Annotated in this window: 23 protein-coding genes; 17 read left to right on the forward strand and 6 right to left on the reverse strand. The window is 60.7% G+C overall.

From position 1 onward, the window contains the following. The first annotated feature begins 36 nt into the window (after positions 1-36). The 15 genes from leuB (at position 37) to BLT85_RS04955 (ending at position 16,894) form a co-directional block, all read left to right on the forward strand. A complete protein-coding gene (gene leuB, locus BLT85_RS04885) occupies positions 37-1,119 on the forward strand; it encodes a 3-isopropylmalate dehydrogenase (RefSeq protein WP_093392101.1) in 1,083 nt (360 codons plus the stop codon). A 79-nt stretch (positions 1,120-1,198) separates the two neighbouring features. Beyond that, a complete protein-coding gene (asd, locus tag BLT85_RS04890) occupies positions 1,199-2,311 on the forward strand; it encodes an aspartate-semialdehyde dehydrogenase (protein WP_093392102.1) in 1,113 nt (370 codons plus the stop codon). Between the two features lie 93 nt (positions 2,312-2,404). Next, positions 2,405-3,421, forward strand: coding sequence for an aspartate-semialdehyde dehydrogenase (locus BLT85_RS04895; protein ID WP_157718128.1), 1,017 nt, complete (start codon positions 2,405-2,407; stop codon positions 3,419-3,421). 190 nt (positions 3,422-3,611) lie between these two features. Next, on the forward strand, positions 3,612-6,608 hold the full coding sequence (locus tag BLT85_RS04900) for a FimV/HubP family polar landmark protein (protein ID WP_093392104.1): 2,997 nt from the start codon (positions 3,612-3,614) through the stop codon (positions 6,606-6,608). 3 nt (positions 6,609-6,611) lie between these two features. Then, positions 6,612-7,466: a tRNA pseudouridine(38-40) synthase TruA gene (truA, locus tag BLT85_RS04905; RefSeq protein ID WP_093392105.1), complete on the forward strand. Its 855-nt coding sequence runs from the start codon at positions 6,612-6,614 to the stop codon at positions 7,464-7,466. Between the two features lie 59 nt (positions 7,467-7,525). Further along, positions 7,526-8,140 carry a phosphoribosylanthranilate isomerase gene (locus BLT85_RS04910; RefSeq protein WP_093392106.1) on the forward strand — a complete coding sequence of 205 codons (615 nt, stop codon included), beginning with the start codon at positions 7,526-7,528 and terminating at the stop codon, positions 8,138-8,140. Further along, the gene (gene trpB, locus BLT85_RS04915) at positions 8,133-9,350 is read left to right on the forward strand and encodes a tryptophan synthase subunit beta (RefSeq protein ID WP_093392107.1); all 1,218 of its coding nucleotides are present in this window, start codon (positions 8,133-8,135) and stop codon (positions 9,348-9,350) included. Before BLT85_RS04910 ends, trpB begins: the two co-directional genes overlap by 8 nt. Positions 9,351-9,362: 12 nt before the next feature. Beyond that, positions 9,363-10,166, forward strand: a complete 804-nt coding sequence (trpA, locus tag BLT85_RS04920; protein ID WP_093392108.1) for a tryptophan synthase subunit alpha — start codon at positions 9,363-9,365, stop codon at positions 10,164-10,166. A 42-nt stretch (positions 10,167-10,208) separates the two neighbouring features. Continuing rightward, on the forward strand, positions 10,209-11,108 hold the full coding sequence (accD, locus tag BLT85_RS04925; protein ID WP_093392109.1) for an acetyl-CoA carboxylase, carboxyltransferase subunit beta: 900 nt from the start codon (positions 10,209-10,211) through the stop codon (positions 11,106-11,108). Beyond that, the gene (gene folC, locus BLT85_RS04930; RefSeq protein WP_093392110.1) at positions 11,108-12,394 is read left to right on the forward strand and encodes a bifunctional tetrahydrofolate synthase/dihydrofolate synthase; all 1,287 of its coding nucleotides are present in this window, start codon (positions 11,108-11,110) and stop codon (positions 12,392-12,394) included. The genes accD and folC overlap by 1 nt, the downstream gene beginning before the upstream one ends. Next, complete coding sequence (locus tag BLT85_RS04935; RefSeq protein WP_093392111.1) at positions 12,387-13,004, forward strand: SPOR domain-containing protein; 618 nt, start codon at positions 12,387-12,389, stop codon at positions 13,002-13,004. The genes folC and BLT85_RS04935 overlap by 8 nt, the downstream gene beginning before the upstream one ends. A 73-nt stretch (positions 13,005-13,077) precedes the next feature. Beyond that, positions 13,078-13,560, forward strand: a complete 483-nt coding sequence (locus BLT85_RS04940; RefSeq protein ID WP_093392112.1) for a CvpA family protein — start codon at positions 13,078-13,080, stop codon at positions 13,558-13,560. Between the two features lie 54 nt (positions 13,561-13,614). Next, on the forward strand, positions 13,615-15,120 hold the full coding sequence (gene purF, locus BLT85_RS04945) for an amidophosphoribosyltransferase (RefSeq protein WP_093392113.1): 1,506 nt from the start codon (positions 13,615-13,617) through the stop codon (positions 15,118-15,120). Positions 15,121-15,185: 65 nt separating this feature from the next. Beyond that, positions 15,186-16,397, forward strand: coding sequence for an O-succinylhomoserine sulfhydrylase (locus BLT85_RS04950; RefSeq protein WP_093392114.1), 1,212 nt, complete (start codon positions 15,186-15,188; stop codon positions 16,395-16,397). A 215-nt stretch (positions 16,398-16,612) separates the two neighbouring features. Then, positions 16,613-16,894 carry a ComEA family DNA-binding protein gene (locus BLT85_RS04955; protein ID WP_093392115.1) on the forward strand — a complete coding sequence of 94 codons (282 nt, stop codon included), beginning with the start codon at positions 16,613-16,615 and terminating at the stop codon, positions 16,892-16,894. Between the two features lie 36 nt (positions 16,895-16,930). On the opposite strand, the gene BLT85_RS04960 is transcribed toward BLT85_RS04955, so the two are convergent. Further along, positions 16,931-18,373 carry a methyl-accepting chemotaxis protein gene (locus BLT85_RS04960; protein WP_093392116.1) on the reverse strand — a complete coding sequence of 481 codons (1,443 nt, stop codon included), beginning with the start codon at positions 18,371-18,373 and terminating at the stop codon, positions 16,931-16,933. A gap of 188 nt (positions 18,374-18,561) precedes the next feature. Between BLT85_RS04960 and rnd the strand changes: the two genes are divergently transcribed. Together rnd and BLT85_RS04970 are read left to right on the forward strand one after the other, a co-directional pair. Continuing rightward, entirely contained in the window at positions 18,562-19,716 is a 1,155-nt protein-coding gene (gene rnd / locus BLT85_RS04965) for a ribonuclease D (RefSeq protein WP_407920158.1), read from the forward strand. Next, positions 19,703-19,999 carry a YcgL domain-containing protein gene (locus BLT85_RS04970; protein ID WP_407920159.1) on the forward strand — a complete coding sequence of 99 codons (297 nt, stop codon included), beginning with the start codon at positions 19,703-19,705 and terminating at the stop codon, positions 19,997-19,999. Before rnd ends, BLT85_RS04970 begins: the two co-directional genes overlap by 14 nt. Positions 20,000-20,085: 86 nt before the next feature. Here the strand turns inward: BLT85_RS04970 and BLT85_RS04975 are convergent, their stop codons facing one another. The 5 genes from BLT85_RS04975 to BLT85_RS04995 all read right to left on the reverse strand — a co-directional run bounded on the left by BLT85_RS04975 (position 20,086) and on the right by BLT85_RS04995 (position 25,964). Continuing rightward, positions 20,086-20,310: a DUF3820 family protein gene (locus BLT85_RS04975; protein ID WP_093397410.1), complete on the reverse strand. Its 225-nt coding sequence runs from the start codon at positions 20,308-20,310 to the stop codon at positions 20,086-20,088. Between the two features lie 63 nt (positions 20,311-20,373). Continuing rightward, positions 20,374-22,155, reverse strand: a complete 1,782-nt coding sequence (locus tag BLT85_RS04980) for a putative bifunctional diguanylate cyclase/phosphodiesterase (protein ID WP_093392118.1) — start codon at positions 22,153-22,155, stop codon at positions 20,374-20,376. An 82-nt stretch (positions 22,156-22,237) separates the two neighbouring features. Beyond that, positions 22,238-24,832 carry a bifunctional diguanylate cyclase/phosphodiesterase gene (locus BLT85_RS04985; protein ID WP_093392119.1) on the reverse strand — a complete coding sequence of 865 codons (2,595 nt, stop codon included), beginning with the start codon at positions 24,830-24,832 and terminating at the stop codon, positions 22,238-22,240. Between the two features lie 284 nt (positions 24,833-25,116). Next, positions 25,117-25,473, reverse strand: a complete 357-nt coding sequence (gene queD, locus BLT85_RS04990; protein ID WP_093392120.1) for a 6-carboxytetrahydropterin synthase QueD — start codon at positions 25,471-25,473, stop codon at positions 25,117-25,119. 89 nt (positions 25,474-25,562) lie between these two features. After that, positions 25,563-25,964 (reverse strand): NINE protein, encoded by a 402-nt coding sequence (locus BLT85_RS04995; protein WP_093392121.1) that lies wholly within the window; start codon positions 25,962-25,964, stop codon positions 25,563-25,565. Between the last annotated feature and the right edge of the window lie 5 nt (positions 25,965-25,969).

A 25,969-nucleotide genomic window follows, 5' to 3' on the forward strand; every position in this document is an offset into this window, starting at 1 on the left:
TCCGACACTGATATACATACACACCAGAGAGGAAACATGGTTAAGCATATTCTGATTCTGCCCGGCGACGGCATCGGCCCGGAAATCATGGCCGAAGCCGTGAAGGCGTTGAAAATAGCCAATGAGAAGTACAGCCTGGAAGTCGAACTGGAGTTCGACGACCTGGGCGGGGCGGCGTACGACCATTACGGCGTGCCATTGGCGGACGAGACCCTGGCTCGAGCGCGCGCTGCCGATGCGGTACTGCTTGGCGCCGTGGGCGGCCCCAAGTGGGACACCATCGAGCCGGCGCTTCGTCCGGAACGGGGTTTGCTGAAGATCCGCTCGCAGCTCGAGTTGTTCGGCAACCTGCGCCCGGCGATCCTCTATCCGCAATTGGCCAGCGCCTCGACCCTGAAGCCCGACGTGGTCTCAGGGTTGGATATCCTCATCGTCCGCGAACTCACCGGCGGAATTTACTTCGGCCAGCCGCGCGAGCGGCGCACGCTGGACAACGGCGAGCGGCAGGCATACGACACCTTGCCCTATAGCGAAAGCGAGATCCGCCGCATCGCCAAGGTCGGCTTCGATATGGCCATGGTGCGCAATCGCAAGCTGTGTTCAGTCGACAAGGCCAATGTCCTGGCTTCCAGCCAGCTCTGGCGGGAAGTGGTAGAAGAAGTCGCCAGGGACTATCCCGAGGTCGAGCTGTCACACATGTACGTCGACAACTGCGCCATGCAGCTGGTCCGCGCGCCGAAGCAGTTTGACGTGATCGTTACCGACAACATGTTTGGCGACATACTGTCAGACCAGGCTTCGATGTTGACAGGCTCGATTGGCATGCTGCCCTCGGCTTCGCTCGACCGGAATAACAAGGGCATGTACGAGCCGTGTCATGGCAGCGCGCCGGACATAGCCGGGCAGGGCGTCGCCAACCCGCTGGCAACGATTCTCTCTGTATCGATGATGCTGCGTTACACCTTCAATCAGGTGCAGGCCGCCGACGCGATCGAGAAAGCGGTCAGTCTGGTGCTCGACCAGGGCTTGCGCACAGGAGACATCATGTCCGACGGATGTCGCCGCGTGGGCACCGCCGAAATGGGTGATGCCGTGGCTTCCGCCCTGGAAAACCTGTAACCTGTACGGCTCTTTGCGCGCCCGGCAGGCAGCTGGGCGCCGTTGTCTTTGAATTTTTTACCCCACGGGGGTGGCTGTTATGAAAAGAGTAGGTTTGGTTGGCTGGCGCGGCATGGTGGGTTCCGTGCTGATGCAGCGCATGCGAGAAGAAGATGATTTCACCGGTATCGATCCGGTGTTTTTCACCACGTCCAATGTCGGCGGCAAAGGCCCGGATATCGGCAAGGACATTCCCGCGTTGCAGGACGCCTTCGACATCGAATCGCTCAAGCCCATGGAAGTGATCATCACCTGCCAGGGCGGCGATTACACCAAGGAAGTCTATCCGAAGCTGCGCGCCGAAGGCTGGAACGGCTATTGGATCGACGCCGCCTCGACACTGCGCATGGAAGACGATGCCGTGATCATTCTTGATCCGGTCAATCGCCGCAATATCGATCAGGCGGTACGTGATGGCATTCGCACCTACGTTGGCGGCAACTGCACCGTCAGCCTGATGCTGATGGGCCTGGGTGGCTTGTTCGAAAACGGGCTCGTCGAATGGATGAGCGCCATGACCTATCAGGCCGCGAGCGGTGCTGGTGCGCAAAACATGCGCGAGCTGATCGGCCAGATGGGCACCATTCACGCTTCGGTCGCCGACAACCTCGCGGACCCGGCCAGTGCAATTCTCGAGATCGATCGCACCGTTGCCGCGACGCTTCGTGAAGACTCGTTCCCGGCAGAGCATTTCGGCGTTCCGCTGGCGGGCAGCCTGATCCCCTGGATCGACAAACAGCTGCCCAACGGGCAGAGCCGTGAAGAATGGAAGGCTCAGGCCGAAACCAACAAGATCATCGGTCGCAGCGGTCGCCCGATCCCGGTCGATGGCATCTGCGTGCGTATCGGCGCCATGCGCTGCCATAGCCAGGCGCTGACCATCAAGCTCAACAAGGACGTACCGCTGGCTGATATCGAGGCGATGCTCGATCAACACAACCAGTGGTCGAAGGTCGTGCCCAACACCAAGGAAGACACCTTGCGTGATTTGACGCCGACTTCCGTCACCGGCACCTTGAGTGTACCGGTAGGGCGTTTGCGTAAGCTGAACATGGGCTCGCAGTATCTCTCGGCCTTCACGGTCGGTGATCAGTTGCTGTGGGGCGCGGCGGAGCCGCTGCGTCGCATGTTGCGGATTTTGCAGGAGAGCTGATACTCGGCAGAGTGCAGCACGATCAGGGCATCCCGGGAAACCGGGGTGCCCTTTGCGTTTTTAATGCTTAAAATTCAAGAGGCTGAATCGTATATGTCATGCGATATCGCAATTGTTGGAGTCACCGGGCTGGAGAGTGAAAGCCTCCTCGAGGTTCTGGAGGACGAAGGCTATCCATTCGCCAAAATCCACCTGCTTGAGCCAACCGATAGCGCTGGAGAGAGGCTGATGCTCAAAGGGCAGAGCCAGCGGGTCGAAGCGTTGGAGCGTTTCGATTTCTCCAGCGTCAAGGTGGTGATCTTCCTTGGTAGTCGCGAGGTGGCAACAGAATGGGCGCCCGCCATAACGGCCAAGGGCTGCGCCATAGTGGACGCCACCGGTGCGCATCGTGGCCAGAAAGACATCCCGGTCGTGGTGGCTGAGGTCAATCCGCAGCACATCGGCGAGTACGCGAGCCGACGCATCGTCGCTTGCCCGGATGCCCAGGTGGTGCAGACGGTTCTCGCGCTCAAGCCGCTACTCGATGAGGCGGGGCTGCGTTCCGTATCGCTGGCTACCTACCAGTCCATGTCGACCCACAGCAAGGATGCGCTGGAAGCTCTCGCGTTCCAGACCAGTCGTTTGCTCAATGGCCAGCCCGCGGAGCGCGGAGCCTTCGACAAGCAGTCGGCTTTCAATCTGCTCCCGCGTATTGGCGAAGTTGATGAGATGGGCGTGGCCGATGCTGAGCGCGCCCTGGCCGAGGACGTACGACGGGTGCTGGACCTACCCGACCTGCCGATCTCTGCGACCTGTGTTCTGGTTCCGGTGTTCTTCGGTAGCGCTCAGGCGATGCAAGCCGTGACCGAGCAGAAGGTCGCTTCAAAGCGTCTCGCCGGTCTGCTGCGCAAGGGAGCCGGTCTGAAGCTGCTTGACAAACCGGCCGCAGGCGGATATCCCACTCCTGTCAGCGATGCGACGGGCAGTGACCATGTGTGGATTGGACGATTGCGCCAGGACACGCTGGATCCGCACAGCGTCAGCATGTGGGTCGTCTCCGATAATCTTCGAAAAGGTGTCGTACTTAACAGTCTTGCGGTCGCAGCCCGGTTGATAAAAGACTTTTTGTAATCGATACTTGCTGGGGATTTTGTATCAAGCGGTTTAGGTTTGTACGGGAGCGCTGAAGGGAGCTCGTTGGACTCGCTGAATTGCTGGAATGACGCCTGTCGGCCGGATGGGGAGCAACACGATGGCTGGACGATGGGCGGCGAAATCTCTGGGACGCGTGAGAAAACGATAAAAGCAAAGGATTTTCGCTATGGTTCGCAAACTGGTTTTGGCTGTCGCCGCAGCAAGTGCGTTGATGTCTTCCAATATGGCGCACGCACTGGGAGTAGGGGACATCAACCTGCGTTCTGCCTTGAATCAGCCTCTCAATGCAGAGATAGAGCTGCTGCAGGTGAGAGATCTTTCCAGCGCCGAGATTCGCCCATCACTCGCTTCGCCAGACGACTTCGGCCGTGCCGGCATCGATCGTGACTTTTTCCTGACCGACCTGAAATTTACTCCTGAAGTGCGTTCAGATGGTCGCGCCATTATCCGCGTGACCTCGAACAAACCGGTCCGTGAGCCCTTCCTTAACTTCCTGATGGAAGTTAAATGGCCTTCCGGGCGAGTGCTACGCGAGTTCACGTTGCTTCTGGATCCGCCGCTCTATCAGCCGGGCCCTGCTCCAAGCCAGCCAGTGCCGGCAGCTGCCAGCGCTGCGCAGCCTGCTATGGCTCGTCAGCAACCACAGGTCACGCCGCCGCGCACCTCCGCTGCTCAGTCTGCGTCCGGTCCGGGCAGCGCCTCTGCTTCGTCCGATGCCAGTGGCGGGCAGGTCCAGGCCAACAGTGCCGACACGCTTTGGGAAATAGCCCAGCGTCATCGTCCCCAGGGTGCTTCCGTTCACCAGACCATGCTTGCGATCCAGGATCTGAATCCCAACGCGTTCATGGACGGCAACATCAACCGCATGCTGTCGGGCTCTACCCTTACACTGCCGAATTCCGAACAAGCCCATGCGCGCTCGCAGACAGAGGCGATCAACCAGGTTGCCGAGCAGAATGCAGCGTGGCAGCGTGGCCGACAGGTCGCCCAGCCTGCTCAACGGCAACTTGACGCACGCGAGCGCGACACCGCGGCGCCCGCCCCGGCTTCTGCCGATGGTGGTGATTCCTTACGTCTGCTTGCCGGAACCGGTGAAGGCGACGGTAGCGGGTCCGAAGCAGACGGCAACAATGGCGAATCGGCCCAGCTTCGTGACTCGCTCGACCGCACCAAGGAGCAGCTGGATTCAACCGAGCGGGAGAAGGCCGAGCTCGCCGATCGACTGCAGGATGTGCAGGGTCAGTTGGAGACGTTGCAGCGCCTGCTTTCCCTGAAGGATGCCCAGCTCGCCGCGTTACAGGGTCAGCTTGGCGCAGAAGAGCAGGCCGCGGGCGAGCAGGGTGACCCCGCAATCGCTCAGGTTCCGCCGCTGGCTACTACTGAAGAGGTCGCTGAGGCAAGTCCGAGCGAGAGCGGGGACGCGCCGGCGTCTGAGGCCGACCAGGCTGCCGAGACATCGCCTGCTGAGCCGGAACTGGCTGCTGAGCCGCTGCTGAACGATCAACAAGGGATGGTGGAGTCGGCGGACGCTGGCGACCAGGTAGAGACCGCCGAAGCAGCGGAAGCTGCCGAGACAACCGAAGTGGAACCGGCGGCCGAGGCCACTCCGGTGTTGCAACCGGCGCCGGCGGAGGAATCCGCGACAGCCCAGCAGACTTCGGCCGAACAGGATGACGGCGTTGAAGCAATGTTGCAGCGACTGTTGCAGAACCAGACGCTGATGCTGGTTGCCGGTGCGGCAGCCCTGTTGATCCTTCTGTTAATTCTCATGGCGCTTGCCCGTCGCAATGCGCGCCGCGAAGAGGCGATGTCGGGAGACTTCGTTGCCACGGCACCTCGCCATGAAGTAGAACCGGTGCGTGACGATTTCAACGTGGCGCTGGCTTCTTTCGATGCCAGCGAAGACGACCAGTCGATCGCTCAGGACCCGCTGACCGAGGCCGACGCTCTGGTCGCGTACGGTAAGCTGGAAGAAGCCGCCGAAGTCTTGCGCAACGGCATTGCCGACGACCCTGACCGTGCCGACCTGCGCCTCAAGCTTATGGAGGTCGAAGGTCTGCTGAATAATGAGCAGGGTTATGCCGCGCAGGCAGAGACTTTGCGCGCTATGGGTGGGCACGACGCCGACGTCGAAGCGTTGAACATGCGCTTCCCGATGATGGCCGCTGCGCTGCTGGGTGCCTCATCCGTATCGTCTGCCGATGACGATCGGGCGTACATGAACCTGGATGATGAAGCACCAGATACCGCAGCTGCTCCGGTCGCCGAAGAAGATCCGCAGGATTTCGATTTCAGTGACTTCGATCTGGGCAATGATGAGGTGACCGAACCTGTCTTGGTAGAACCGGAACCCGTGGTCCAGACGCAGCCGGCCGAAGAGGAACCGGAATTCGATCTGGACTTCGATCTGGAAGACACCCTCGCGGAAGAGGCTCAGCCGCAATCTCTCGAATACCCGACCGTAGACCAGGCTGATTCAGTTGAAACCGCGCCGACGACTGCCTCCTCGGAAGAGGTCGGTTTCGACGCGTCCGAGTTCGACTTGAACTTCAATCTGGACGAAACCGCAGCGACTGAAGAACCCAAGGCTCAGGCACCTCTGGATAGTTCTCTGGAAGCATCGCTCGACGATGATTACGATCTGTCGCTCACCGAGGATATGCAGGCCGAGCAGCTGCTTGCCGAGTTCGAGGCGATGCAGGACGACTCTGGTGAAGTCGAGTCAGCCGCACCTCGCACCGAAGCTTCCGTCGAAGATTTCAACCTGTCCGACGAAGACCTTGCCGGTTTCGAAGATGAATTGAATGCATCTATCGAGGCAGAAAGCGCCGAGGCTCAGCGCGTCGACGTTGCAACCGAGGAAGAACCGGTGGCGGAAGGTCGGGATGACGAACCGGCTGAGGAAGAGTCCGCGGGCCTCACCGACGCGCTGGATCCGTTTGCAGCGGATCTCCCGGCCGAGCAAGCGATGAGCGAAAGCATGGAAGACGAGTTCGATTTCCTCTCCGGTACTGACGAATGCGCGACCAAGCTGGATCTGGCGCGCGCATACATCGATATGGGTGACGAGGAAGGCGCGCGGGATATCCTTTCGGAGGTGGTCGATGAAGGTAGCGACCAACAGCAGCAGGACGCTCGGGACATGCTGGCTCAGTTGGGATGATTGATGGTTGAGAGTGACAAGGCGGCCGCCCCTGAGGCGGCCGCTGGCATTTCTAGGGTTGCCGCGTGCATCGAGTACCGCGGCACGGCCTACCGTGGCTGGCAGCGGCAGCAGCCTGGCGTCCGCAGCGTTCAGGAGGCGGTGGAGAAAGCTCTGTCCCGCGTCGCCAATCATCCGGTCCAGGTCTTTTGTGCAGGACGAACCGATGCAGGAGTTCACGCCTCTTGCCAGATCATTCATTTCGACAGCCCCGCACGTCGCTCACCGGAGAACTGGTTTCTCGGCACAAACGCTAATCTTCCCCCCGACATCAGCCTGGTCTGGGCGCGACCGATGGGCCTGGACTTCCATGCGCGTTTTTCCGCCATGGCAAGGCGATACCGCTATGTGATCTACAACGATCCGGTACGTCCGGCGCACCTTGCCCATGAAATCACCTGGAATTATCGTCCGCTTGATGTTGAGCGCATGCAGGCCGCTGCGAGCGTTCTTGTCGGCGAGCACGATTTCACGTCCTTTCGGGCCATTGGTTGTCAGGCCAAGTCGCCAATCAAGAAGATACATCACCTTCGTCTGGTGCGTTTTGGTCGGTTCATCGTGCTCGATATTCGGGCCAATGCGTTCCTCCATCACATGGTGCGCAACATTGCCGGGGTGCTCATGCAGATTGGCTGCGGCGAGCGACCGGTCGAATGGACGACAGAGATCCTCGAGGCGCGGGATCGACGGGCAGGGGGTGTGACCGCCCCGGCCTTCGGTCTCTATCTGGTGGACGTTACCTATCCCGATCGTTTCAGCCTGCCCGAGCGCTATTTAGGTCCGCATTTCCTCGCACCGCTCAATGAGTTGGACGACTGACGCCTCCGGACACATCTGCTACTATCGTCAGCCTTGTTGACAGCCTGTGTGGTCAAACCATGGTTCGAGTGAAAATCTGCGGTATCACCCGCCCGGAAGACGCGCTGGCTGCAGCGCAGGCCGGCGCAGATGCGATCGGCCTGGTGTTCTACCCGGAAAGTCCGCGCAACGTCTCGCCCCAGGTTGCGGCCCGCATCGTCAAGGCATTACCACCCTTTGTGACGTCTGTCGGCTTGTTCGTCGACGCCAGCGAGGCCGAAGTGCGAAGCGTGCTCGACGAGGTTCCGCTGGATATTCTTCAGTTTCACGGCGACGAGCCGGATGCATTCTGCCGACAGTTCGGACTTCCCTATATGAAAGCGCTTCGCGTGCGTCCCGGGGATGATCTCGACGCGCTGGCAGCCCAGTGGCCAGGGGCGTCAGGCATTTTGCTGGATGCTTATAAACCCGGGATTCCAGGCGGCACCGGCGAGCGTTTCGACTGGTCGATGATCCCTGCGCAGCGGAGCTGGACGCTGGTATTGGCTGGCGGTCTGGCTGTGGACAACGTGCGTCAGGCCATTGATCTGGCGCATCCCTGGGCTGTTGATGTCAGCGGCGGCGTCGAAGCCGGCAAGGGCATCAAGGATCCGCTCAAAATCAACGCTTTTATTCAAGAGGTGAAGCGTGTCTGATTCAAATCCCGTTGATTACAAGCTGATCCCCGATCAGCGTGGTCACTTCGGCCCCTATGGTGGCCGCTTCGTCTCGGAAACGCTGATGGACGCACTCCAGGAACTGGAGGCGCTGTACGCTCGTCTGTCGCAGGATCCGGACTTTCAGGCAGAATTCGACCGCGACCTGGCTTTCTACGTAGGACGTCCTTCGCCGCTCTATCTGGCCGAACGCCTGACCGCCAGGGTCGGCGGAGCGCAGATTTACCTGAAGCGCGAAGACCTGAACCACACCGGCGCCCACAAGGTGAACAACACCATCGGGCAGGCTTTGCTGGCCAAGCACATGGGCAAGCCACGCGTGATTGCCGAGACCGGTGCAGGTCAGCACGGTGTCGCGACGGCTACCGTGGCTGCGCGCCTCGGCCTCAAATGTCAGGTTTATATGGGCGCCGATGACGTCAAGCGCCAGTCGCTTAACGTGTACCGCATGAAGCTGCTCGGCGCCGAAGTCATCCCGGTTACCTCCGGCTCACGTACCCTCAAGGATGCGATGAACGAAGCGATGCGCGACTGGGTGACCAATGTCGACGATACCTTCTACATCATCGGTACCGTGGCTGGCCCGCATCCTTATCCGAAACTCGTGCGCGATTTCCAGTGCGTCATCGGCCGCGAAGCGCGGGAACAATGTCTGGCCCAGACAGGACGCCTGCCCGATGCGCTGGTTGCCTGTGTTGGCGGCGGATCCAACGCCATCGGGCTGTTCCATCCGTTCCTGGAAGATGACTCAGTCGCAATGTATGGCGTCGAAGCCGGCGGTCACGGAATCGCCACCGGCATGCACGCCGCACCGCTTAGTGCCGGTCGCCCCGGCGTGCTGCACGGCAACCGCACCTATCTGATGGAAGACGAAGCCGGCCAGATCATCGAGACCCATTCGGTCTCGGCGGGTCTGGATTATCCGGGTGTCGGACCGGAGCATAGCTGGCTGAAGGACATCGGTCGGGTCAGCTATGTCGACGCAACCGACGAGGAGGCTCTCGCAGCGTTCCGCGAGCTCACCCGCACCGAAGGCATCATGCCCGCGCTGGAGTCCAGCCACGCCGTGGCCTACGCGCTCAAGCTCGCCGCGACCATGCGCCCGGATCAGACCATCGTGGTCAACCTGTCCGGACGTGGTGACAAGGACATCCATACCGTAGCCGGCCTCGACGGCATCAGCATCTGACACGAGTACGCCATGAGCCGAATTCAAACATGTTTCCAGTCTTTGCGTGCCCAGGGTCGCAAGGCACTCATTCCTTACGTCACCGCGGGTGATCCGCAGCCGTCCATGACGCTGCCTCTGATGCACGCGCTGGTCGACGCAGGCGCCGACATTATCGAGCTGGGTATTCCATTCTCCGATCCGATGGCTGATGGTCCGGTGATCCAGTTGGCCATGGAGCGCGCGCTGGCTCACCACGTCAGCTTGCGCCAGGTGCTGGACATGGTCGCCCAGTTCCGCCAGACCAATGACTCGACGCCTGTCGTTCTGATGGGTTATCTGAACCCCATCGAGCGCATGGGCTACGAAGAATTCGCCCGGCATGCCTCCGAATCCGGCGTGGACGGCCTGCTGACCGTCGATCTGCCACCTGAGGAAGCTGACGATGTCATCGAGCTTTTCAAGCACCATGGCCTGGAGTGCATCTTTCTGCTCTCACCGACCACTACCTTGGATCGGGCGAGGGAGATTTGTACACGTGCCAGTGGCTATGTCTATTATGTTTCACTCAAGGGTGTGACCGGCTCCAGTGCATTGGACGTCACCGATGTAGCAGCAAAACTGGAAAAACTGCGCACCGTAACTGATCTGCCCATCGGAGTCGGTTTCGGTATCCGTGATGGCGCTTCGGCCAAGGCCGTCGCTGCCGTGGCGGACGGTGTTGTCGTCGGCTCGGTGCTGGTGAACGAAATCGCTCGCCACGCCGATCAGCCTGAACGCGCCCGCGAGGCGATCAGTGCGATCATTCGCGATATGCGCAGCGCAATGGACAGTTGAGCGACCCCCGAATTGGTACTGAATAACAGATAAGGATTGGCGATGAGCAACTGGCTGGTGGACAAACTGATTCCTTCCATCGTGCGCTCCGAGGCTCAGAAGAGCAGCGTACCCGAAGGACTTTGGCGGAAATGCCCGTCGTGCGACGCGGTGCAGTACCGGCCAGAGCTGGAAAAGAATCTGGACGTGTGCCCGAAGTGCAACCACCACTTGCGCATCAATGCCCGGCGGCGACTCGACATCTTCCTGGACGAAGATGGACGCAGCGAGATCGCCGCGGAACTCGAGCCGATCGACAAGCTGAAGTTTCGCGATACCAAGAAGTACAAGGATCGGCTCAGCGCGGCGCAGAAAGAGACAGGCGAGAAAGATGCGCTTGTCGTCATGCAGGGGACGCTGAAGGGCATGCCGCTGGTAGCGAGCGCATTCGAGTTCAACTTCATGGGCGGCTCCATGGGCAGTGTTGTCGGCGCCCGGTTCGTGCGCGGCGCCGAGGTCGCGCTACGCGAACGCATTCCCTATGTCTGCTTCCCCGCTTCAGGCGGCGCGCGCATGCAGGAGGCGCTGTTCTCGCTGATGCAGATGGCCAAGACCAGTGCTGCGCTCGCGCGGCTCAAGGAAGAAGGCATTCCCTTTATCTCCGTCATGACCGATCCGGTGTATGGTGGTGTATCCGCGAGTCTGGCCATGCTTGGTGATCTTAATATTGCCGAGCCCAACGCGCTGATCGGTTTCGCCGGACCGCGTGTCATCGAGCAAACGGTTCGAGAGAAACTGCCGGCCGGATTCCAGCGCAGCGAGTTTCTCCTCGAACATGGCGCGCTGGACATGATCATCCCGCGTAACGAAATGCGTGACCGTCTGGCCAGCATACTTTCCATGCTGCTTAACCAGCCCGCACCGGTCGACCAGCCGGTAGCGCTACCCGACGGCGAGGTCTGATGCTTCCGCGCAGCCTGCCCGAGTGGCTGGCACATCTCGAGGGGCTGCATCCGCGGGAAATCGACATGGGGCTTGCGCGAGTTGCCGAAGTGGCGGACCGACTCGGCGTGCTAAAGCCCGCCGATCTGGTCTTCACGGTAACCGGTACCAACGGCAAAGGCTCGGCCTGTGCCGGTCTCGACAGCTTGCTGCGTGCTGGCGGGTTGCGCACTGGTCTGTATACCTCACCTCATTTGTTGAATTACAACGAACGCGTCGCGATCGGCGGCGCTCCGGTTTCAGACGCAGACCTGTGTCTGGCATTCGAGGCAATCGAAGCGGCCCGCGAGCATGTTTCGCTTACCTATTTCGAATTTGGCACCCTCGCGGCGCTCTGGCTGTTCCGACGGGCTGAGGTTGCGGCAGTGGTGCTCGAAGTAGGCCTGGGCGGGCGTCTCGATGCGGTGAATCTGGTTGATGCGGACGTCGCTATCGTAACCAGCATCGGACTCGATCACGCCGAGTATCTAGGTGATACGCGTGATTCGGTCGGCTATGAAAAAGCCGGGATTGCCCGTGCCGCCCGGCCGCTTGTATGCGGCGAGCGGGACCTGCCCTCGAGCTTCACCGACGAAATCGAGCGTCGCCAGGCACGACTGGTACTACGCGATAGTGACTTTTCCGTCAGGCAGAGTGAACCCGGTCCCATCCTCGTCGGCCTCTCGGCTAGCGGGCAGCCGAAGCAATTGGCGCTGCCCGAGGTACAGCTACCCATCGACAACCTCGTTCTGGCCGTTCAAGCGTTCTGGCTGGCCGGGCTGGACCTGCCGGTCGCCGTTGCCGAGCAGGCCCTCCGCGACGCCTTCGTTGCGGGCCGACTGGAAAGACGGACCATTAGCTGGCATGGGCAGCCGCGTAAGCTGCTGCTCGATGTGGGACATAATCCACACGCAGCGGCGTTTCTTGCTCACACGCTGCGCACTGATCCAGTGCCGCGCCACGCTGTTTTCGGATTGCTCGCGGACAAGGATCTGAGCGGCATAGTGGCCGAGCTGCACGGCGTTTTCGAAAGCTGGTCGGTGGCGCCGCTGCCGAGCCCGCGCAGCCGTCCGGCGCGGGATCTGGTAACGCATCTGATCGCCACCGGAGAGCGCGCCGAGGCGTGCGACTCGGTGGCCGAGGCTCTGCAACTTTCTCTCGACGAGACACCGGCGGGCACGGAAATCGTTGTCTTCGGATCGTTTTTCTGTGTGGCTGAGGCCATACTCTGGCTTTCGAACCAGGTTCAGGAGTTGACCAATGGATAACGGACTCAAGCAGCGAATCATCGGCGCTATCGTTCTGGTGATCGCCGCTGTGATTTTCCTTCCCATGCTGCTATCCGGGCAGGACGAGACGGTTCGCGTGGAAATCGATGCGCCGGAGCCGCCGGAGCTGGACCCCACCCCCATCGCGCGAGCGGCGCCGGTCGAGCTGTCCGAGCCGGAACAACTTCCGGATATCCCGCCAAGTATCCCGACGCCTGATCCGATCGACCCGCCACGTCCTTCCGAGCCTGATGCGCCGCCTCAACCTGCTGTCGCCACCGCGGCACCGGTCGCTCCTGCGGTCGCACCGCCGCCAGCCCCGGCGACTCCTGCAGCTTCCGCCCCGGTTGCACCGCAGGGCGACTGGGTCGTGCAGCTTGGCAGCTTCTCCAGTGCCGGCAACGCTAGCGGGCTCGCGGAAAAGCTGCGCACCCAGGGCTATAACGCTTATACGGTCCCGTCCGAAGTTGACGGAAAGAGCATCACGCGCGTCTTCGTCGGTCCGGTTGTCGATCGAGAAGGGGCGAATCGGTTGCGCGACGAACTGGCTCGCCGTAGTGGAAGCAAAGGTTTGGTCGTCGCCTATGATGCGTCTACGCGTGCCCGTTAGATCGTCTGGATTGTTTCGAGACGGTATCCGCCTCTGTTAGAATGGCCTTCTTTCGGTAGCAGGGTAACGCAGCGTGACATTTGCCTGGGTGGATTGGCTGATCATAGGGATCGTGGCCGTATCGGCTCTGATCAGTCTGACGCGAGGCTTCGTCAAGGAAGCCCTGTCATTGGTGACCTGGGTGGTCGCCGGCTTGGTTGCATGGGCCTTCGGCGGGGCGCTGGCCGAGCTGCTGGTCGGCTACATAGAGACCCCCTCCATACGCGTCATCACTGCCTGCGCCATTCTGTTCGTGTTGACGCTGATCCTCGGAGGTCTGATCAACTATCTCATCGGGCAACTGGTGCTGGTCACCGGGCTCACTGGCACAGACCGGTTTCTCGGAATGGTTTTCGGCGCGGCTCGTGGTGTGTTGCTGGTAGTGGTCGCGGTAGGGCTGCTGAGTCTGGCGCCAGTGGAAGCCGATACCTGGTGGCGTGAGTCCGAGCTGATTCCTCATTTTCTTCTGGTGGCCGACTGGTCCAAGGGTTTCATTCTTGGCATGTTCGGACGCTGATGTCCGCGCCCGAAAGGCGTGAGCGTTTCAAATCTCAACGAAAGGTGTTCAGCCATGTGTGGCATTGTTGGCATTGTAGGTAAGTCGAACGTCAACCAGGCGCTCTATGATGCCCTGACCGTCCTGCAGCATCGCGGCCAGGACGCCGCCGGCATCGTGACCTGCGACAGCGGTCGGCTGTTCCTGCGCAAGGACAATGGCCTCGTTCGCGACGTCTTCCATCAACGTCACATGCAGCGGCTGATCGGAAACATGGGCATCGGGCATGTTCGCTACCCGACTGCAGGGTCTTCGAGTTCGGCCGAAGCGCAGCCGTTCTACGTCAACTCGCCCTATGGGATCACCTTGGCCCACAACGGCAACCTGACAAACGTGGAGCAGTTGTCGCGTGAAATCTACGAAGCCGATCTGCGCCATGTGAATACCAACTCCGATTCCGAAGTACTGCTGAACGTCTTCGCCCATGAATTGGCTGGCGGCGGAAAGCTGCGCCCGAATCAGGATGACATCTTCAATGCGGTCAGGGCAGTGCATAACCGCTGCCGTGGCGGATATGCCGCCATCGCAATGATCACCGGCTACGGCGTCGTCGGCTTCCGCGATCCCAACGGCATCCGTCCGATCGTCTTCGGCAAGCGTGACACCGAGCACGGTGTCGAATACATGATCGCCTCGGAAAGCGTGGCGCTGGACGTGCTCGGCTTCGAGCTGATCCGCGACCTTGAACCAGGTGAAGCGGTGTACATCACCAACGACGGCCAATTGCATACGCTGCAGTGCGCCACGAATGGTCATTACGCTCCGTGCATCTTCGAGCACGTGTATCTCGCTCGTCCTGATTCGATGATCGATGGCGTTCTGGTGTACAAGGCGCGTCTGCGCATGGGCGAGAAGCTCGCCGAGAAGATTCTTCGCGAGCGTCCCGATCACGGCATCGATGTGGTCATCCCGATCCCGGATACCAGTCGTACCTCGGCAGTGGAGCTGGCGAACCATCTCGGTGTGAAGTTTCGTGAGGGCTTCGTCAAGAATCGATATATCGGCCGCACGTTCATCATGCCCGGGCAGGCGGCACGGAAGAAATCGGTACGGCAGAAGCTCAACGCCATCGAATTGGAATTCCGCGGCAAGAACGTGATGCTGGTCGATGACTCCATCGTCCGTGGCACCACCTGCAAGCAGATCATCCAGATGGCCCGGGAAGCTGGAGCGAAAAACGTTTACTTCTGCTCGGCAGCCCCTGCGGTTCGCTACCCGAACGTCTACGGCATCGACATGCCCAGTGCGCATGAGCTGATCGCCCACGGTCGTACCACCGAAGAAGTGGCTGAGCTTATCGGTGCCGACTGGCTGATCTATCAGGATCTGGAAGATCTGGTCGAAGCGGTGCGCGAAGGCAACCCGAACATAACCGAGTTCGACTGCTCGGTTTTCGATGGCAAATACGTCACTGGTGATGTGAACGAAGCCTATCTTGGCAAGATCGAGCAGGCACGAAACGATGCGGCCATGTCGCAGGGCAACGTTGCCAGCGCGATCATTGACCTGCACAACAACTGAGCCCGGCTTAGCGGGCGGACGATAAGCCTCAGTGCCTCGCGGTGCTGTGGTGAGGGGAAAGAGCGATGAGCAATGAATGGGAAGCCGGCCGGCTCGACAGCGATCTGGATGACGTTGCGTTCGATACCCTGGCCGTGCGCGCTGGTCAGCGACGCGGGCCGGAGGCCGAGCATGGCGAGGCGTTGTACCTGACCTCGAGCTATGTGTTCCGCACCGCAGCGGACGCGGCAGCCTGTTTCGCCGGCGACGCGCCTGGCAACGTTTACTCTCGCTACATGAACCCGACCGTGCGGACCTTCGAGCAGCGCATTGCAGCGCTGGAGGGTGCCGAACAGGCCGTCGCTACGGCTTCAGGCATGGCGGCTATCCTCGCAACGGTCATGAGTCTGTGCTCGGCCGGCGATCACATCGTTGTCTCCCGCAGCGTGTTTGGCGCAACGGTTACGCTGTTCGAGAAATACTTCAAGCGCTTCGGTGTCGAGGTCGATTACGTTCCTCTCGCCGATCTGCAGGGTTGGCGCGCAGCGTGCCGTGCCAATACTCGCCTGTTCTTTGTCGAGTCTCCGTCCAACCCACTGGCCGAACTGGTCGACATTCGCGGTCTGGCCGACGTGGCTCACGAACAGGGCGCTCTGCTGGCCGTGGATAACTGCTTTTGCACCCCGGCGCTTCAGAAGCCCCTTGAGCTTGGTGCGGACATCATCATTCACTCCGCCACCAAGTACATCGATGGCCAGGGCCGGGCGCTCGGTGGTGTGGTTGCCGGTCGCCGCGAACATATGCAGGAAATTGTCGGATTCCTGCGCACGGCCGGGCCGACGATGAGTCCGTTCAACGCCTGGGTGTTCCTCAAAGGGCTCGAAACGCTGCGTCTGCGCATGCAGGCGCATTGTACTAGCGCGCAAGCGCTGGCCGAGTGGCTGGAGCAACAGCCGCAGGTCGAACATGTCTATTACGCCGGCTTGTCCAGCCACCCGCAGCATGCGCTAGCACGCGCGCAGCAAAGCGCCTTCGGTGCAGTGGTCAGCTTCGAGGTGCGCGGCGGGCGCGAGGAGGCGTGGCGTTTCATCGATGCGACTCGGTTGCTTTCCATCACCGCCAATCTAGGCGATGCCAAGTCGACCATCACTCATCCGGCCACCACAACCCACGGTCGGCTCACGCCGGACGCCCGGGCAGCGGCAGGCATCCGTGACAACCTGATTCGGGTTGCGGTTGGTCTGGAAGACGTTGCTGATATCCGTGCAGACCTGCAGCGCGGTCTCGACGCAGTCTGATCTGAATCGTGCCCGTCGTATGGCGGGCCGACTCCCTGCACCTCGCACGAAGCGGCGCTTTGGTTGCCTAGCGGTTCACATTTTCGGACATCCCGTTTGGCATCGATCGGATTTTGCCATAGGGTACGCCTGCCGCAGGGAAGCGGGTGTTTCGAGCAGTAAGCCTCTGTAGTCACCCTTGTTGTACGGCCCATATCAACTTCAAGGAGTGAATCATGAAAAAACTGATCAGCACGCTCATCCTCGTCGCATCCGCATGGCTCGTTACGCCAGCCTTCGCTGAAACCACTGCCCCAGCCGTCTCGGTCAACATCAATACCGCCAGCGCGGCAGAAATTGCGGAAAGCCTGCAGGGTGTGGGGGAGTCGAAAGCGCAGGCGATCGTTGCCTATCGCGAGGAGCACGGCCAGTTCGAGTCGGCGGATGCGCTCAGCTCGGTTACTGGTATCGGCGCCGCGACTGTCGAAAAGAATCGCGAACGTATTTCGTTGCAGTAACTCAATACCGGGCAGCGAGGCTGCCCGGCTCACGGATCAGGTCCGCAGCTTGCTGACCGATCCGCTCAGTTGGTGGGCGAGGGCGGCCAGCTGCTCGCTGGTCGAAGCGCTGCGGTGAGTCTGCTCCACGGTTTGTTCGGTAACATCGCGAATCTGCACCACGCTTTGGGTGATCGCTTCGGCTGCCTGGCTTTGCTGCTGCACCGCCGATGCGATTTCGCTATTGCCTGTCAGGATCTGACTAACGGCGGTAGTAATACGACCAAGCGAGGCACCTGCTTCCTCCACCTGTTCCACCGAGTCATGCGTCAGCTGCGCACTGGCTTGCATATCTCTTACCGCATCCTGAGTCCCGGCCTGCAGCGCCTCGATCATTCGATGGATTTCATCAGTCGACTTCTGTACGCGCTGGGCAAGAGCCCTTACTTCATCGGCAACCACAGCGAAGCCGCGACCGGATTCGCCGGCGCGCGCGGCCTCGATGGCTGCATTCAACGCAAGCAGGTTGGTCTGTTCGGCGATCTCTCGAATCACGCGGACCACGCCGCTGATTTCCTGGCTGTGGCCTTCGAGCTTCTGCATGTGTCGGGTACAACGCTCGATGCTGGTCGCCAACCCGGTAATGGTTTCGCTAACTTTGAGTACCTGATCGCGACCATTGCGCGCTAGCCGGTCCGCCTGGTCTGACTGGTCTCGCGATGCCGCAGTATTGCCGGCAATGTCCTGTACGGTAGCGCTCATTTCATTGGCTGCTGCGGCAACCATATCGGTTTCACCTTGCTGAGCGATCATGCCGTCGCGTACCTGGCTCATCAGCCGGGCGAGTTCCGCTGTGCCGCGGTCAAGATCTTCCGCTGCGCGTCGGACTGCCCCGACAACGTCCTGCTGCGAACTCTGCATAGCATTGAATGCGCGGGCGATGGAGCCAACCTCGTCGCGTGAATCGGCCCTGGCGCGAAGGGTCAGATCGCCGGTTTCCTGTACCGCCAACATGACATCACGCAGAGCGGTAATGTGCCGGGTGATGAAGAGGATCAGCAGCTGGGAGACGATCAATACGCCGAGCATCAGCACGAAGACCGCTACGGCGTAGAATGGCGCCTGGGCGACGAGCAATTCGAAATAGGGTTGTTGGCGCACCGCGAGATAGGCTGGCTGGCCATCCTTGTGCATGGCCCAGGCGCCATAGAGTTCATCCGAGATGCGCGGCGGCAAGTCTGCAGCGTCGATCCAGCGCGGCGTGGCGCCCAGCGACCCCTGGGCTGCATTCATCGCGTCAGCAGGCAACCAGCGCAGATGCGGCACCTCAACGCCCATCTGAATATGGCTAATCAGCTCTGAGGCGACCCCCTGGCGCTCCTGATGGAGGGTCCGCTGTTCGACCCATAGCGCGACCAGCACCAACAGCAAAGTGCTGATGAAGGTCACCCCATTGACCGCCCAGAACTTGTACTTCAACGGTAAATGCTGAAAAGCCATGCCTGCTCCACTCGCTGCGCTCGTTCCGTGCCATGCGGCGCGGTTGAGCGCCAATTATAAGAACCCATGGACTGTATCGGTTGATACGGATCAATCTTGATGGTGACAGGACACTTTCCGTATCGCTTTGAAGCCGAGCCTTGAGCCGTCGATCAGTTATACTGACGCCCCGCTCAAGGAACCGCGACATGACTGCAAACCGGGCCCGGCCCCTGATGATCGCCGAGAATTCCGAACTCGCCCGCTGGTGCGAGCGCTGGCAGCAGCTGCCGTTCGTGGCAGTCGACACCGAGTTCGTGCGCACCGAAACCTTCTACCCGATCGCCGGGCTGATCCAGATCGGAGATGGCGAGGCGGCTTATCTGATCGACCCGCTTGCGATTACGGACTGGTCGCCTCTGGTCGCGCTGCTGAGAAATCCGCGCGTAGTCAAGGTCTTGCACTCGTGCAGCGAAGATCTGGAAGTGTTTCATCACCTTTGTGGTGCGGTGCCGCAACCGCTGTTCGACACCCAGCTCGCGGCCGCGTATCTGGGCATGGATTTCTCGATGGGTTATTCCCGTCTGGTCAATGCACTGCTGGGTATAGAGTTGTCGAAGGACGAAACCCGCTCGGACTGGCTCCAGCGTCCCCTGAGCGAAACGCAGCTGCAATATGCTGCCGACGACGCCATTCACCTCGCCGCCATCTACCAGGTCCTCGCTCCGCGTATCGAGGAGGCGGGCTTTACCGGCTGGCTGCTTAGCGATACCGCAGAGCAGTCCGCTGCCGTCGGCTTGCAGCAGGATCCGGATCTTGCCTATCGGAGCATCAAGCAGGCGTGGCGGCTGCGACCGGATCAACTGGCTATCCTTCAGTTGCTGGCCGCCTGGCGCGAGCGTGAATCCCGCTCGCGCGACCAGGCGCGCAATCGTCTGTTGCGCGAGACGGCAATGGTGCCGCTCGCCCAACGTCAGCCGGAAAGCCTGCAGGATCTGGCTCGCATCGATGACATGCATCCGCGCTCGGTGCGACATGACGGGCAGCAAATTCTCGACCTGATTCGCCAGGGCAAGGCGGTGCCCCAGGAACAATGGCCGGACCGCCTGCCCGAGCCACTCCCGGCCGATGCCAATCGTGTGCTCAAGGCGCTTCGCAAAGTCGGACAGGCCCATGCCGTTCGCCTCGGCATCGCGCCGGAAATCATGTTGCGCAAGAAATTTCTCGAGGCATTGGTTCGTACTGGTTACCCCGGCGGCCCTTACGAGCTACCCGATGAACTCAGCGGTTGGCGGCGAGACCTGATGGGTGAGCAACTGCTGCAGGTAGCCAACGGTACCCAGGAGAGCAATGATGTCGATTGAATGCTCGATCTATCGGAGCAAGCGCAAGCAGGGCATGTATATCTACCTGAAACGCGGAGCGGATGTGACGAGTCTGCCTGAGCCGTTGATGCGCATGGCCGGCGCGCTGGAACATGCCATGGACCTCGAGCTCGACGAACAGCGCAAGCTGGCCAGGGAAGATGCAGCAACCGTCATTCGTAACCTGCAACAGCAGGGCTACCACGTGCAAATGCCGCCCCAGGCCGAGGACTGGATCGTTCATCTCCCGGACGAGCTGCTCACCCGCAATGATCCCATCTAAACGCGGGCGGTCTGGATCAGCAGCTCCGGACCGGTGTGGTGAATGTCTTCCAGCGCAGCCTGGACCATGGCGAGATCATGACCGGGTCAGCGCATTCGCGGCGTGGAGCGTAGCGGGTCGAGCAGGGGCGATAGCCCGTTGTGGTCGATTTCCTGCATCAACGCGAGCAGACGTCCGATCTCGCCCGGCGGAAATCCTTCGCGGGCGAACCAGTTGAGATAGTGACCAGGCAGATCGGCGATGAGCCGGCCTTTGTACTTTCCAAAGGGCATCTGCCGAGTGACCAGGAGTAGCAGATCTTCAGGTTTCATCACGTTGGGACCCTTGCAGCGAGACGCGCGCATTATGCCCAATCGGTTCGGCGAAATCCTCGCTCAGGGCTGTTCTTGCTTGTCGAGCCACTGCTCCATGCTGTCGGCGGACATGGGCCTGGCGATCAAATATCCCTGCAGCTCCTCGCAACCGAGATCGCTGAGGAAGTCTCTGGATTCTGTTGTCTCCACGCCTTCGGCAACCACGCTGTAACCCATCTCGTGCGCCATGGCGATCATGTTGCGCACCAGCGTCTGGCTACGTGTGTGGGTGTCCAGGCGACTGACGAATGAACGATCGATCTTGACCACGTGTGCCGGAATTTCCTGCAGGTAGGCAAGGCTGCTGTAGCCGGTACCGAAGTCGTCGATCGCCACAGTGATGCCTTGGGCGAGCAGGGTATTGAGCTGATCCGAAGCCGAGCGACTATTGCCAATCAGCGCGCTTTCCGTCAGCTCAATTTCCAATGCGGAGCTGGGAAGATCGAACTCAGCCATCATGGCCAGGACATTCGCCGCAAAGTCTTCCTCATCCAGGTTCGCTGCGGAAATGTTTACTGAAACGCGCAGGTTGCGTCCTTGCGCATTCCACGCAGCGCTGCGCTCGATGGCAGCGCGCATGACCCAGGCAGTCAAAGGACGGGCCAGCGGTGTCTCTTCGATCAGCGGAATGAACTCGGCCGGAGAGATCTCACCCAGGACTGGATGAGTCCAACGCAACAAGGCTTCGGCGCCGAGGCATTTCCCACTACCGGCGTCGACACGCGGTTGAAAGGCGAGGCGCAGCTGATGGTCGCTTGTAAGCGCACCACGCAGATCGGAAATGAGCGTAAAGCGGCGCTGGTGACCCGCATCGACCGTTACCGAAAACAGGCCTACCCCGGATTCCGTAGCGCGCGCATCGAGACAAGCGCTTTGCGCCGTACGTAGCAGGTCTGTCGCATCGACCGATCCTGGGCGGAACGGTGCGACCCCCAGGGCAGGGCGGATGTTGATCGACGTGCTGTGTTGCTGCGCCAGTAACAGCAGCTCCTGGCGCAGGCGCAAGGCGTGATTGACGACGCTGGTCTCGTCAGCGAGAGCGCATAGATAGAGATATTGACACGGGCCCAGCTGATAAACCCGCGCCCCGGCGGATAGCAAGCCGGACAGGAAACGAGCCGCTTCTCGCGACAGGCTGTCGAGTGCAGCCTGACCCACTACGCGCTGCACCGTCGAGATCTGCTGCGCATCGAGCAACTCGACGAACACAGCGAAGCGCTGCGTGTCGGGCGCATCCCGCGCCAGATCATCGAGATCTTCGACGAACTGGCTGCGGTTGGGCAGGCCGGTGGTCGGCTCGATCCTGCCGAAGGCGTGCTGCAGTTCGATTTGTGCCATGACCATCGCCGCCAGGTCCTGCAGCGCCGCGAGTTCCTCTGCGCTGGCCTTCCGTGGTTCCGTCCCCAGCACGCACATGGCGCCTAGGCAATACCCTTCCCGCGTAAGCAGCGGCGCGCCGGCATAAAAGCGGATGCCTGACTCTGCGAGCACGCTGTCGCGATAGATGTCGGACTCAAGCAGATCATCAACTACCAATAGTTGCGTGGTATCGGCCACTTCGCCGCAGCATGCCCGTTCACGCGGGATTTCCCAATGCTCGACACCCACCCTGGATTTGAACCACTGCCGATCCTCGTCGGTAAGCGACACCGCCGCAATGGGCAGATCGAACAGGCGAGCCGCCATACGCGTGATGCGATCGAAACTCTCGCTTGGTGGCGTATCCAGCAGGTTCAGCTGACGCAGCGCTTGAAGGCGGTCGCGCTCGTAACGGGCGAACGGGGGGACGGGATGCGCAATCATGGGATGGGTGGAGTCTCCTTTTGATGGTTGCAGTCTAGATAGCGGAGCGAAGCAAGCCTAATTGAAACAAACTATTCGTCGGTTAGCTCCTTTCTCCGACAGGCTGTGCGCGTTTCATGGCTTTGCGCAGCTCTTCAGGATGCATTGGGCGATCGAGGTAGTAGCCCTGAGCCTCAAAGCAGCCTAGGCGCTTCAGTTGTTCAAGCTGCTCGGCGGTTTCCACGCCCTCGGCGGTGATCGTCAAGTCAAGCGCGCTGCCCAGCGCGATAACCGCCTCGACTATTGCCTGACTGGAGGCGGACTCGCCGAGACCGGCGATAAACGCGCGATCGATCTTCAGGCCGTCGAAGGGAAAGTTGCTGAGGTAACTGAGCGAAGAATAGCCGGTACCGAAGTCATCCATAGCCAGCCGGACGCCCAGGGCTTTGAGCTGGTGCATGACTTCCAGGGCTCGGTCGGCATCCTCAAGCATGACGTTCTCGGTAATCTCCAGCTCCAGCCGCTGCGGGGCCAGGCCGGTTTCCTGCAGAACGTCGCGCACTTTGGCGACCAGGTCACCGCGGCGGAATTCGCTCGGTGACAGGTTGACCGAAACGCGCACGTCGTTCTCCCACGTCAATGCCTCGAGACAGGCGCTACGCATGATCCAGGCGCTCAGCGGATGAATGAGTCCTGTCTCTTCGGCGATCGGAATGAACAGGTCAGGCCCAAGCTGTCCTCGAACCGGGTGATACCAACGTACCAGCGTTTCCGCCGCGATCATTCGGCCGGAGCTGATGTGGTACCGCGGCTGCATGACGATATGCAGCGTCTGTTCCTTGATCGCCTGGCGCAAATCGCGCTCCAGCTGGTTTCGCTGGATGATGCGCTCGTTCATGTCGCTGGCGTAGAAGCACCAGGTCTTGCGACCGGCGCCCTTGGCCTCGTACAGTGCAATGTCTGCGTAGCGGAGGAGCTCCGCCGGATCGGTCGCATCGAGCGGTGCGATGGCAACGCCGATACTGGCGCTGATATAGATGCGCTGACTGCGGTAGTCGATGACGCGTTCAACGCTTTCGATCAGGCGCGAGCACAGTCTGGCGATGTCGTCCTGGTTGGCCAGCCCGCTGACGATGAGGATGAACTCATCGCCGCCCAGCCGCGCTACCAGGTCGCCCTCGCGAAGACAGCTCCGCAGTCGCCTGGCCACCTCCGTCAGTACCTGGTCACCAGCCTGATGTCCGAAGGTGTCGTTGACCGGCTTGAAGCGATCCAGATCAATGCTCAGCATCGCTAGAGGCTCGTTCTCGGCCGCGGTGCCCTTGAGCTTGCCATCCAGAAACTGCTGCAAGCGGTTGCGATTGGGCAGGCCGGTCAGTGCGTCGTGCTGTGAAAGATGCTCGATCTTCGCCCGCGCCTCGACTTCGTCGGTGATATCACGAGCGGTGCCGCGGTACCCTCCGGCGAACGGGCTATCTTCGATATACCGCAGGGACACCAGGCAGACCCGCCGTCGGCCGGCCCGATCGATGTAATAGCACTGCCAGGTCTCGCCGCCGGGGCCGCGCCCGATCTTTCCGTCCAGCCAGGCAGCCAGGTTTGCTGGGCATCTGAGGAATTCGGTGATCGGACGTCCGACCCAGTCCTTCTGGGCGTGGCCCGTGACCTTGGCAAAACGATCGGACAGGTAGGTGATCAGCAGCTCAGAATCGGTTTCCCATATCCAGTCGGATGACGCCTCGGCCACGTCTCGAAACCGCGCTTCGCTCGTTGCCAGAGCCGCCTGGCTGGCTGCCAGCGAGGCATAGCTCGCATCCACGTCCCGCGCAGTGCTGAACGCGCGGCGCAGAATCGCCAGAGTCAGGGCCGCACATAATGCTCCGGTCAGAAGAAGTAACGGCAACATGACGTAGAACAGTTGCTCGCCTGGCCGCGGCGGGTTCCACGTCAGGGCCATAGCGTCGGAGCTGCGCGTATCAAGGTTGAGTCTGGCGCCCTCGGGCGTGGACTTCTGGTCAGCGACGCGCAAGCCCTCGACGCCGAGATCCTCCCCTGCAGCACTTAGCTTGTCGGGTGTCATGAGCGAGACGAAAAAAACCACCGAGGCCGGACCGGGCACGGGTTCTACGGTGGGGTCGCTGCCTATGGTAATCGGCGCAGCTGAGACGAGCACCGGCTGGCCGTTCACACCGAGGATAGCGCTCAAGGGTTCTTCGGACTCGTATTGATCCCGGGCCTGAGCGACCAGTTCATCAAGTTCCCGACCGAGCCAGCGCTCGGCTGACAGATCGGTCAGCTCGCCGTTAATAACTGCGTAGGTGGTGTCATTCTCAGGGCCGACTACAAGCAGGCCTTCGTGCCCAAAGTCCTCGTAGATTGAAGGACCCATGTTGCGCCGCGTAAAGGCCCACTCGGTGTCGACGGTCACGTGCAGGTTGAGGTAAGCGTCACCCCAGAAAGCGTAATCGCTGGCAAGCGACTCCAGGGCGGTCAACCGAGCGTCGATGGCTCGGGTCGCGTACTGACGGGACTGCTCTATGGCAGCCTGATTCTGGTCAAGACCAATCTTGACCAGAGCTGCGCTGGCGACAACGAACAACGAAAGCATAAGCCCTGCGACCAGCAGCAGCGAGCGACGCGTGTGGCGAAAGCTGGGGCCGGCTTCAGTCAGAGCGACGGTGCGTTCGGATTGCTGCATTCACGAGTCCACGGATGGTTGCCACTGCGGTTGCGAGATGCAATAGCAGAATACTGACGTCAGTATATCGGCGATAGATGATAGCGCGTAGCCATCAGGTATCTTTTCGAAGGAATTTCCGACGGGTGATAGCTCAGCGGGCCGGAAGCCGTTGGCGGAGCGACCTCCGGAGGAGGCTGCGATAGTAATTCGCCGTTCGTGTTTCCCGGGAGTTCGGGATACCGCAACCAGCTTGCGGTTGCCTGCAGGTGGGGAGGCGAGAGCCTACAGCCAGTTTGGCATCATCAGTCGCCGCGGTAGATACAGCCGCTGGTGCAGGTTTCCCGAATGGTCACCTGACACAGTTCCGGTAACAGAGGCTTGAGTTCGCTCCAGATCCAGCGAGCCATGACTTCACTGGTAGGATTCTCCAGGCCCGGAATATCGTTCAGGTAGTTGTGGTCGAGTCGGTCGTAGATCGGCTTGAAGATCGACTTGAGCTCGGAGAAATCGCGGATCCAGCCGGTGTGTGGATCGACTTCACCGGCTATGTGAATAGCGACCATGAACGAATGGCCGTGCAGCCGCCCGCACTTGTGGCCTTCTGGAACATGCGGCAGGCGATGAGCCGCCTCGAAGGTGAATTCCTTGAAGATCTCCACGCTGGATCGCTACCTCGTCGCAAAAAAGGCGCAGTGTACCTGATCCGACATTTTTTCGAAGACTGGCTTTGCGCCATCGGCGGGCGCTGTCACCAGTCCCGCTGCATGTTCTTGACCGAGATCTGCTCGTTCAAGGTCCAGTAGTCGTACAGCACGCCAATCAGGAATAGCCCGCCGGTGCAGAAGTAGATGATCGCGGTGATCCACTTGCCCATGTACAGCCGATGGGCGCCGAAAATGCCGAGGAAAGTCAGCAGAATCCAGCAAAGGTTGAAGTTGGTCCGGCCGCTGCGAAAGCGCAGGTCAGCCTTGCGGTCCATTGCCGGAATCAGAAACAGATCGATGATCCAGCCGATGAAGAACAGGCCGAGCGTGAAGAACCAGAGAGTCCCGGTCCAGGGCTTGCCGTAATAAAAGCGGTGCGCGCCCATGAAACCGAAAATCCAGAGCAGGTATCCGATTCCCCTGCTATGTGTATCCGAATAAGCCATTGGCT

The organism is Halopseudomonas xinjiangensis (assembly GCF_900104945.1).
Lineage (GTDB): Bacteria > Pseudomonadota > Gammaproteobacteria > Pseudomonadales > Pseudomonadaceae > Halopseudomonas > Halopseudomonas xinjiangensis.

What these genes read in the sequence shown, in the direction of transcription:
- BLT85_RS04960 (WP_093392116.1), bottom strand. Translation starts at nt 18,373, where the DNA reads ATGGCTTTTCAGCATTTACCGTTGAAGTACAAGTTCTGGGCGGTCAAT.
- BLT85_RS04995 (WP_093392121.1), bottom strand. Translation starts at nt 25,964, where the DNA reads ATGGCTTATTCGGATACACATAGCAGGGGAATCGGATACCTGCTCTGG.
- accD (WP_093392109.1), top strand. Translation starts at nt 10,209, where the DNA reads ATGAGCAACTGGCTGGTGGACAAACTGATTCCTTCCATCGTGCGCTCC.
- purF (WP_093392113.1), top strand. Translation starts at nt 13,615, where the DNA reads ATGTGTGGCATTGTTGGCATTGTAGGTAAGTCGAACGTCAACCAGGCG.
- asd (WP_093392102.1), top strand. Translation starts at nt 1,199, where the DNA reads ATGAAAAGAGTAGGTTTGGTTGGCTGGCGCGGCATGGTGGGTTCCGTG.
- BLT85_RS04935 (WP_093392111.1), top strand. Translation starts at nt 12,387, where the DNA reads ATGGATAACGGACTCAAGCAGCGAATCATCGGCGCTATCGTTCTGGTG.
- BLT85_RS04895 (WP_157718128.1), top strand. Translation starts at nt 2,405, where the DNA reads ATGTCATGCGATATCGCAATTGTTGGAGTCACCGGGCTGGAGAGTGAA.
- BLT85_RS04910 (WP_093392106.1), top strand. Translation starts at nt 7,526, where the DNA reads ATGGTTCGAGTGAAAATCTGCGGTATCACCCGCCCGGAAGACGCGCTG.
- BLT85_RS04950 (WP_093392114.1), top strand. Translation starts at nt 15,186, where the DNA reads ATGAGCAATGAATGGGAAGCCGGCCGGCTCGACAGCGATCTGGATGAC.
- BLT85_RS04900 (WP_093392104.1), top strand. Translation starts at nt 3,612, where the DNA reads ATGGTTCGCAAACTGGTTTTGGCTGTCGCCGCAGCAAGTGCGTTGATG.
- BLT85_RS04955 (WP_093392115.1), top strand. Translation starts at nt 16,613, where the DNA reads ATGAAAAAACTGATCAGCACGCTCATCCTCGTCGCATCCGCATGGCTC.
- trpA (WP_093392108.1), top strand. Translation starts at nt 9,363, where the DNA reads ATGAGCCGAATTCAAACATGTTTCCAGTCTTTGCGTGCCCAGGGTCGC.
- BLT85_RS04970 (WP_407920159.1), top strand. Translation starts at nt 19,703, where the DNA reads ATGATGTCGATTGAATGCTCGATCTATCGGAGCAAGCGCAAGCAGGGC.
- BLT85_RS04980 (WP_093392118.1), bottom strand. Translation starts at nt 22,155, where the DNA reads ATGATTGCGCATCCCGTCCCCCCGTTCGCCCGTTACGAGCGCGACCGC.
- leuB (WP_093392101.1), top strand. Translation starts at nt 37, where the DNA reads ATGGTTAAGCATATTCTGATTCTGCCCGGCGACGGCATCGGCCCGGAA.
- BLT85_RS04975 (WP_093397410.1), bottom strand. Translation starts at nt 20,310, where the DNA reads ATGAAACCTGAAGATCTGCTACTCCTGGTCACTCGGCAGATGCCCTTT.
- truA (WP_093392105.1), top strand. Translation starts at nt 6,612, where the DNA reads ATGGTTGAGAGTGACAAGGCGGCCGCCCCTGAGGCGGCCGCTGGCATT.
- folC (WP_093392110.1), top strand. Translation starts at nt 11,108, where the DNA reads ATGCTTCCGCGCAGCCTGCCCGAGTGGCTGGCACATCTCGAGGGGCTG.
- rnd (WP_407920158.1), top strand. Translation starts at nt 18,562, where the DNA reads ATGACTGCAAACCGGGCCCGGCCCCTGATGATCGCCGAGAATTCCGAA.
- BLT85_RS04985 (WP_093392119.1), bottom strand. Translation starts at nt 24,832, where the DNA reads ATGCAGCAATCCGAACGCACCGTCGCTCTGACTGAAGCCGGCCCCAGC.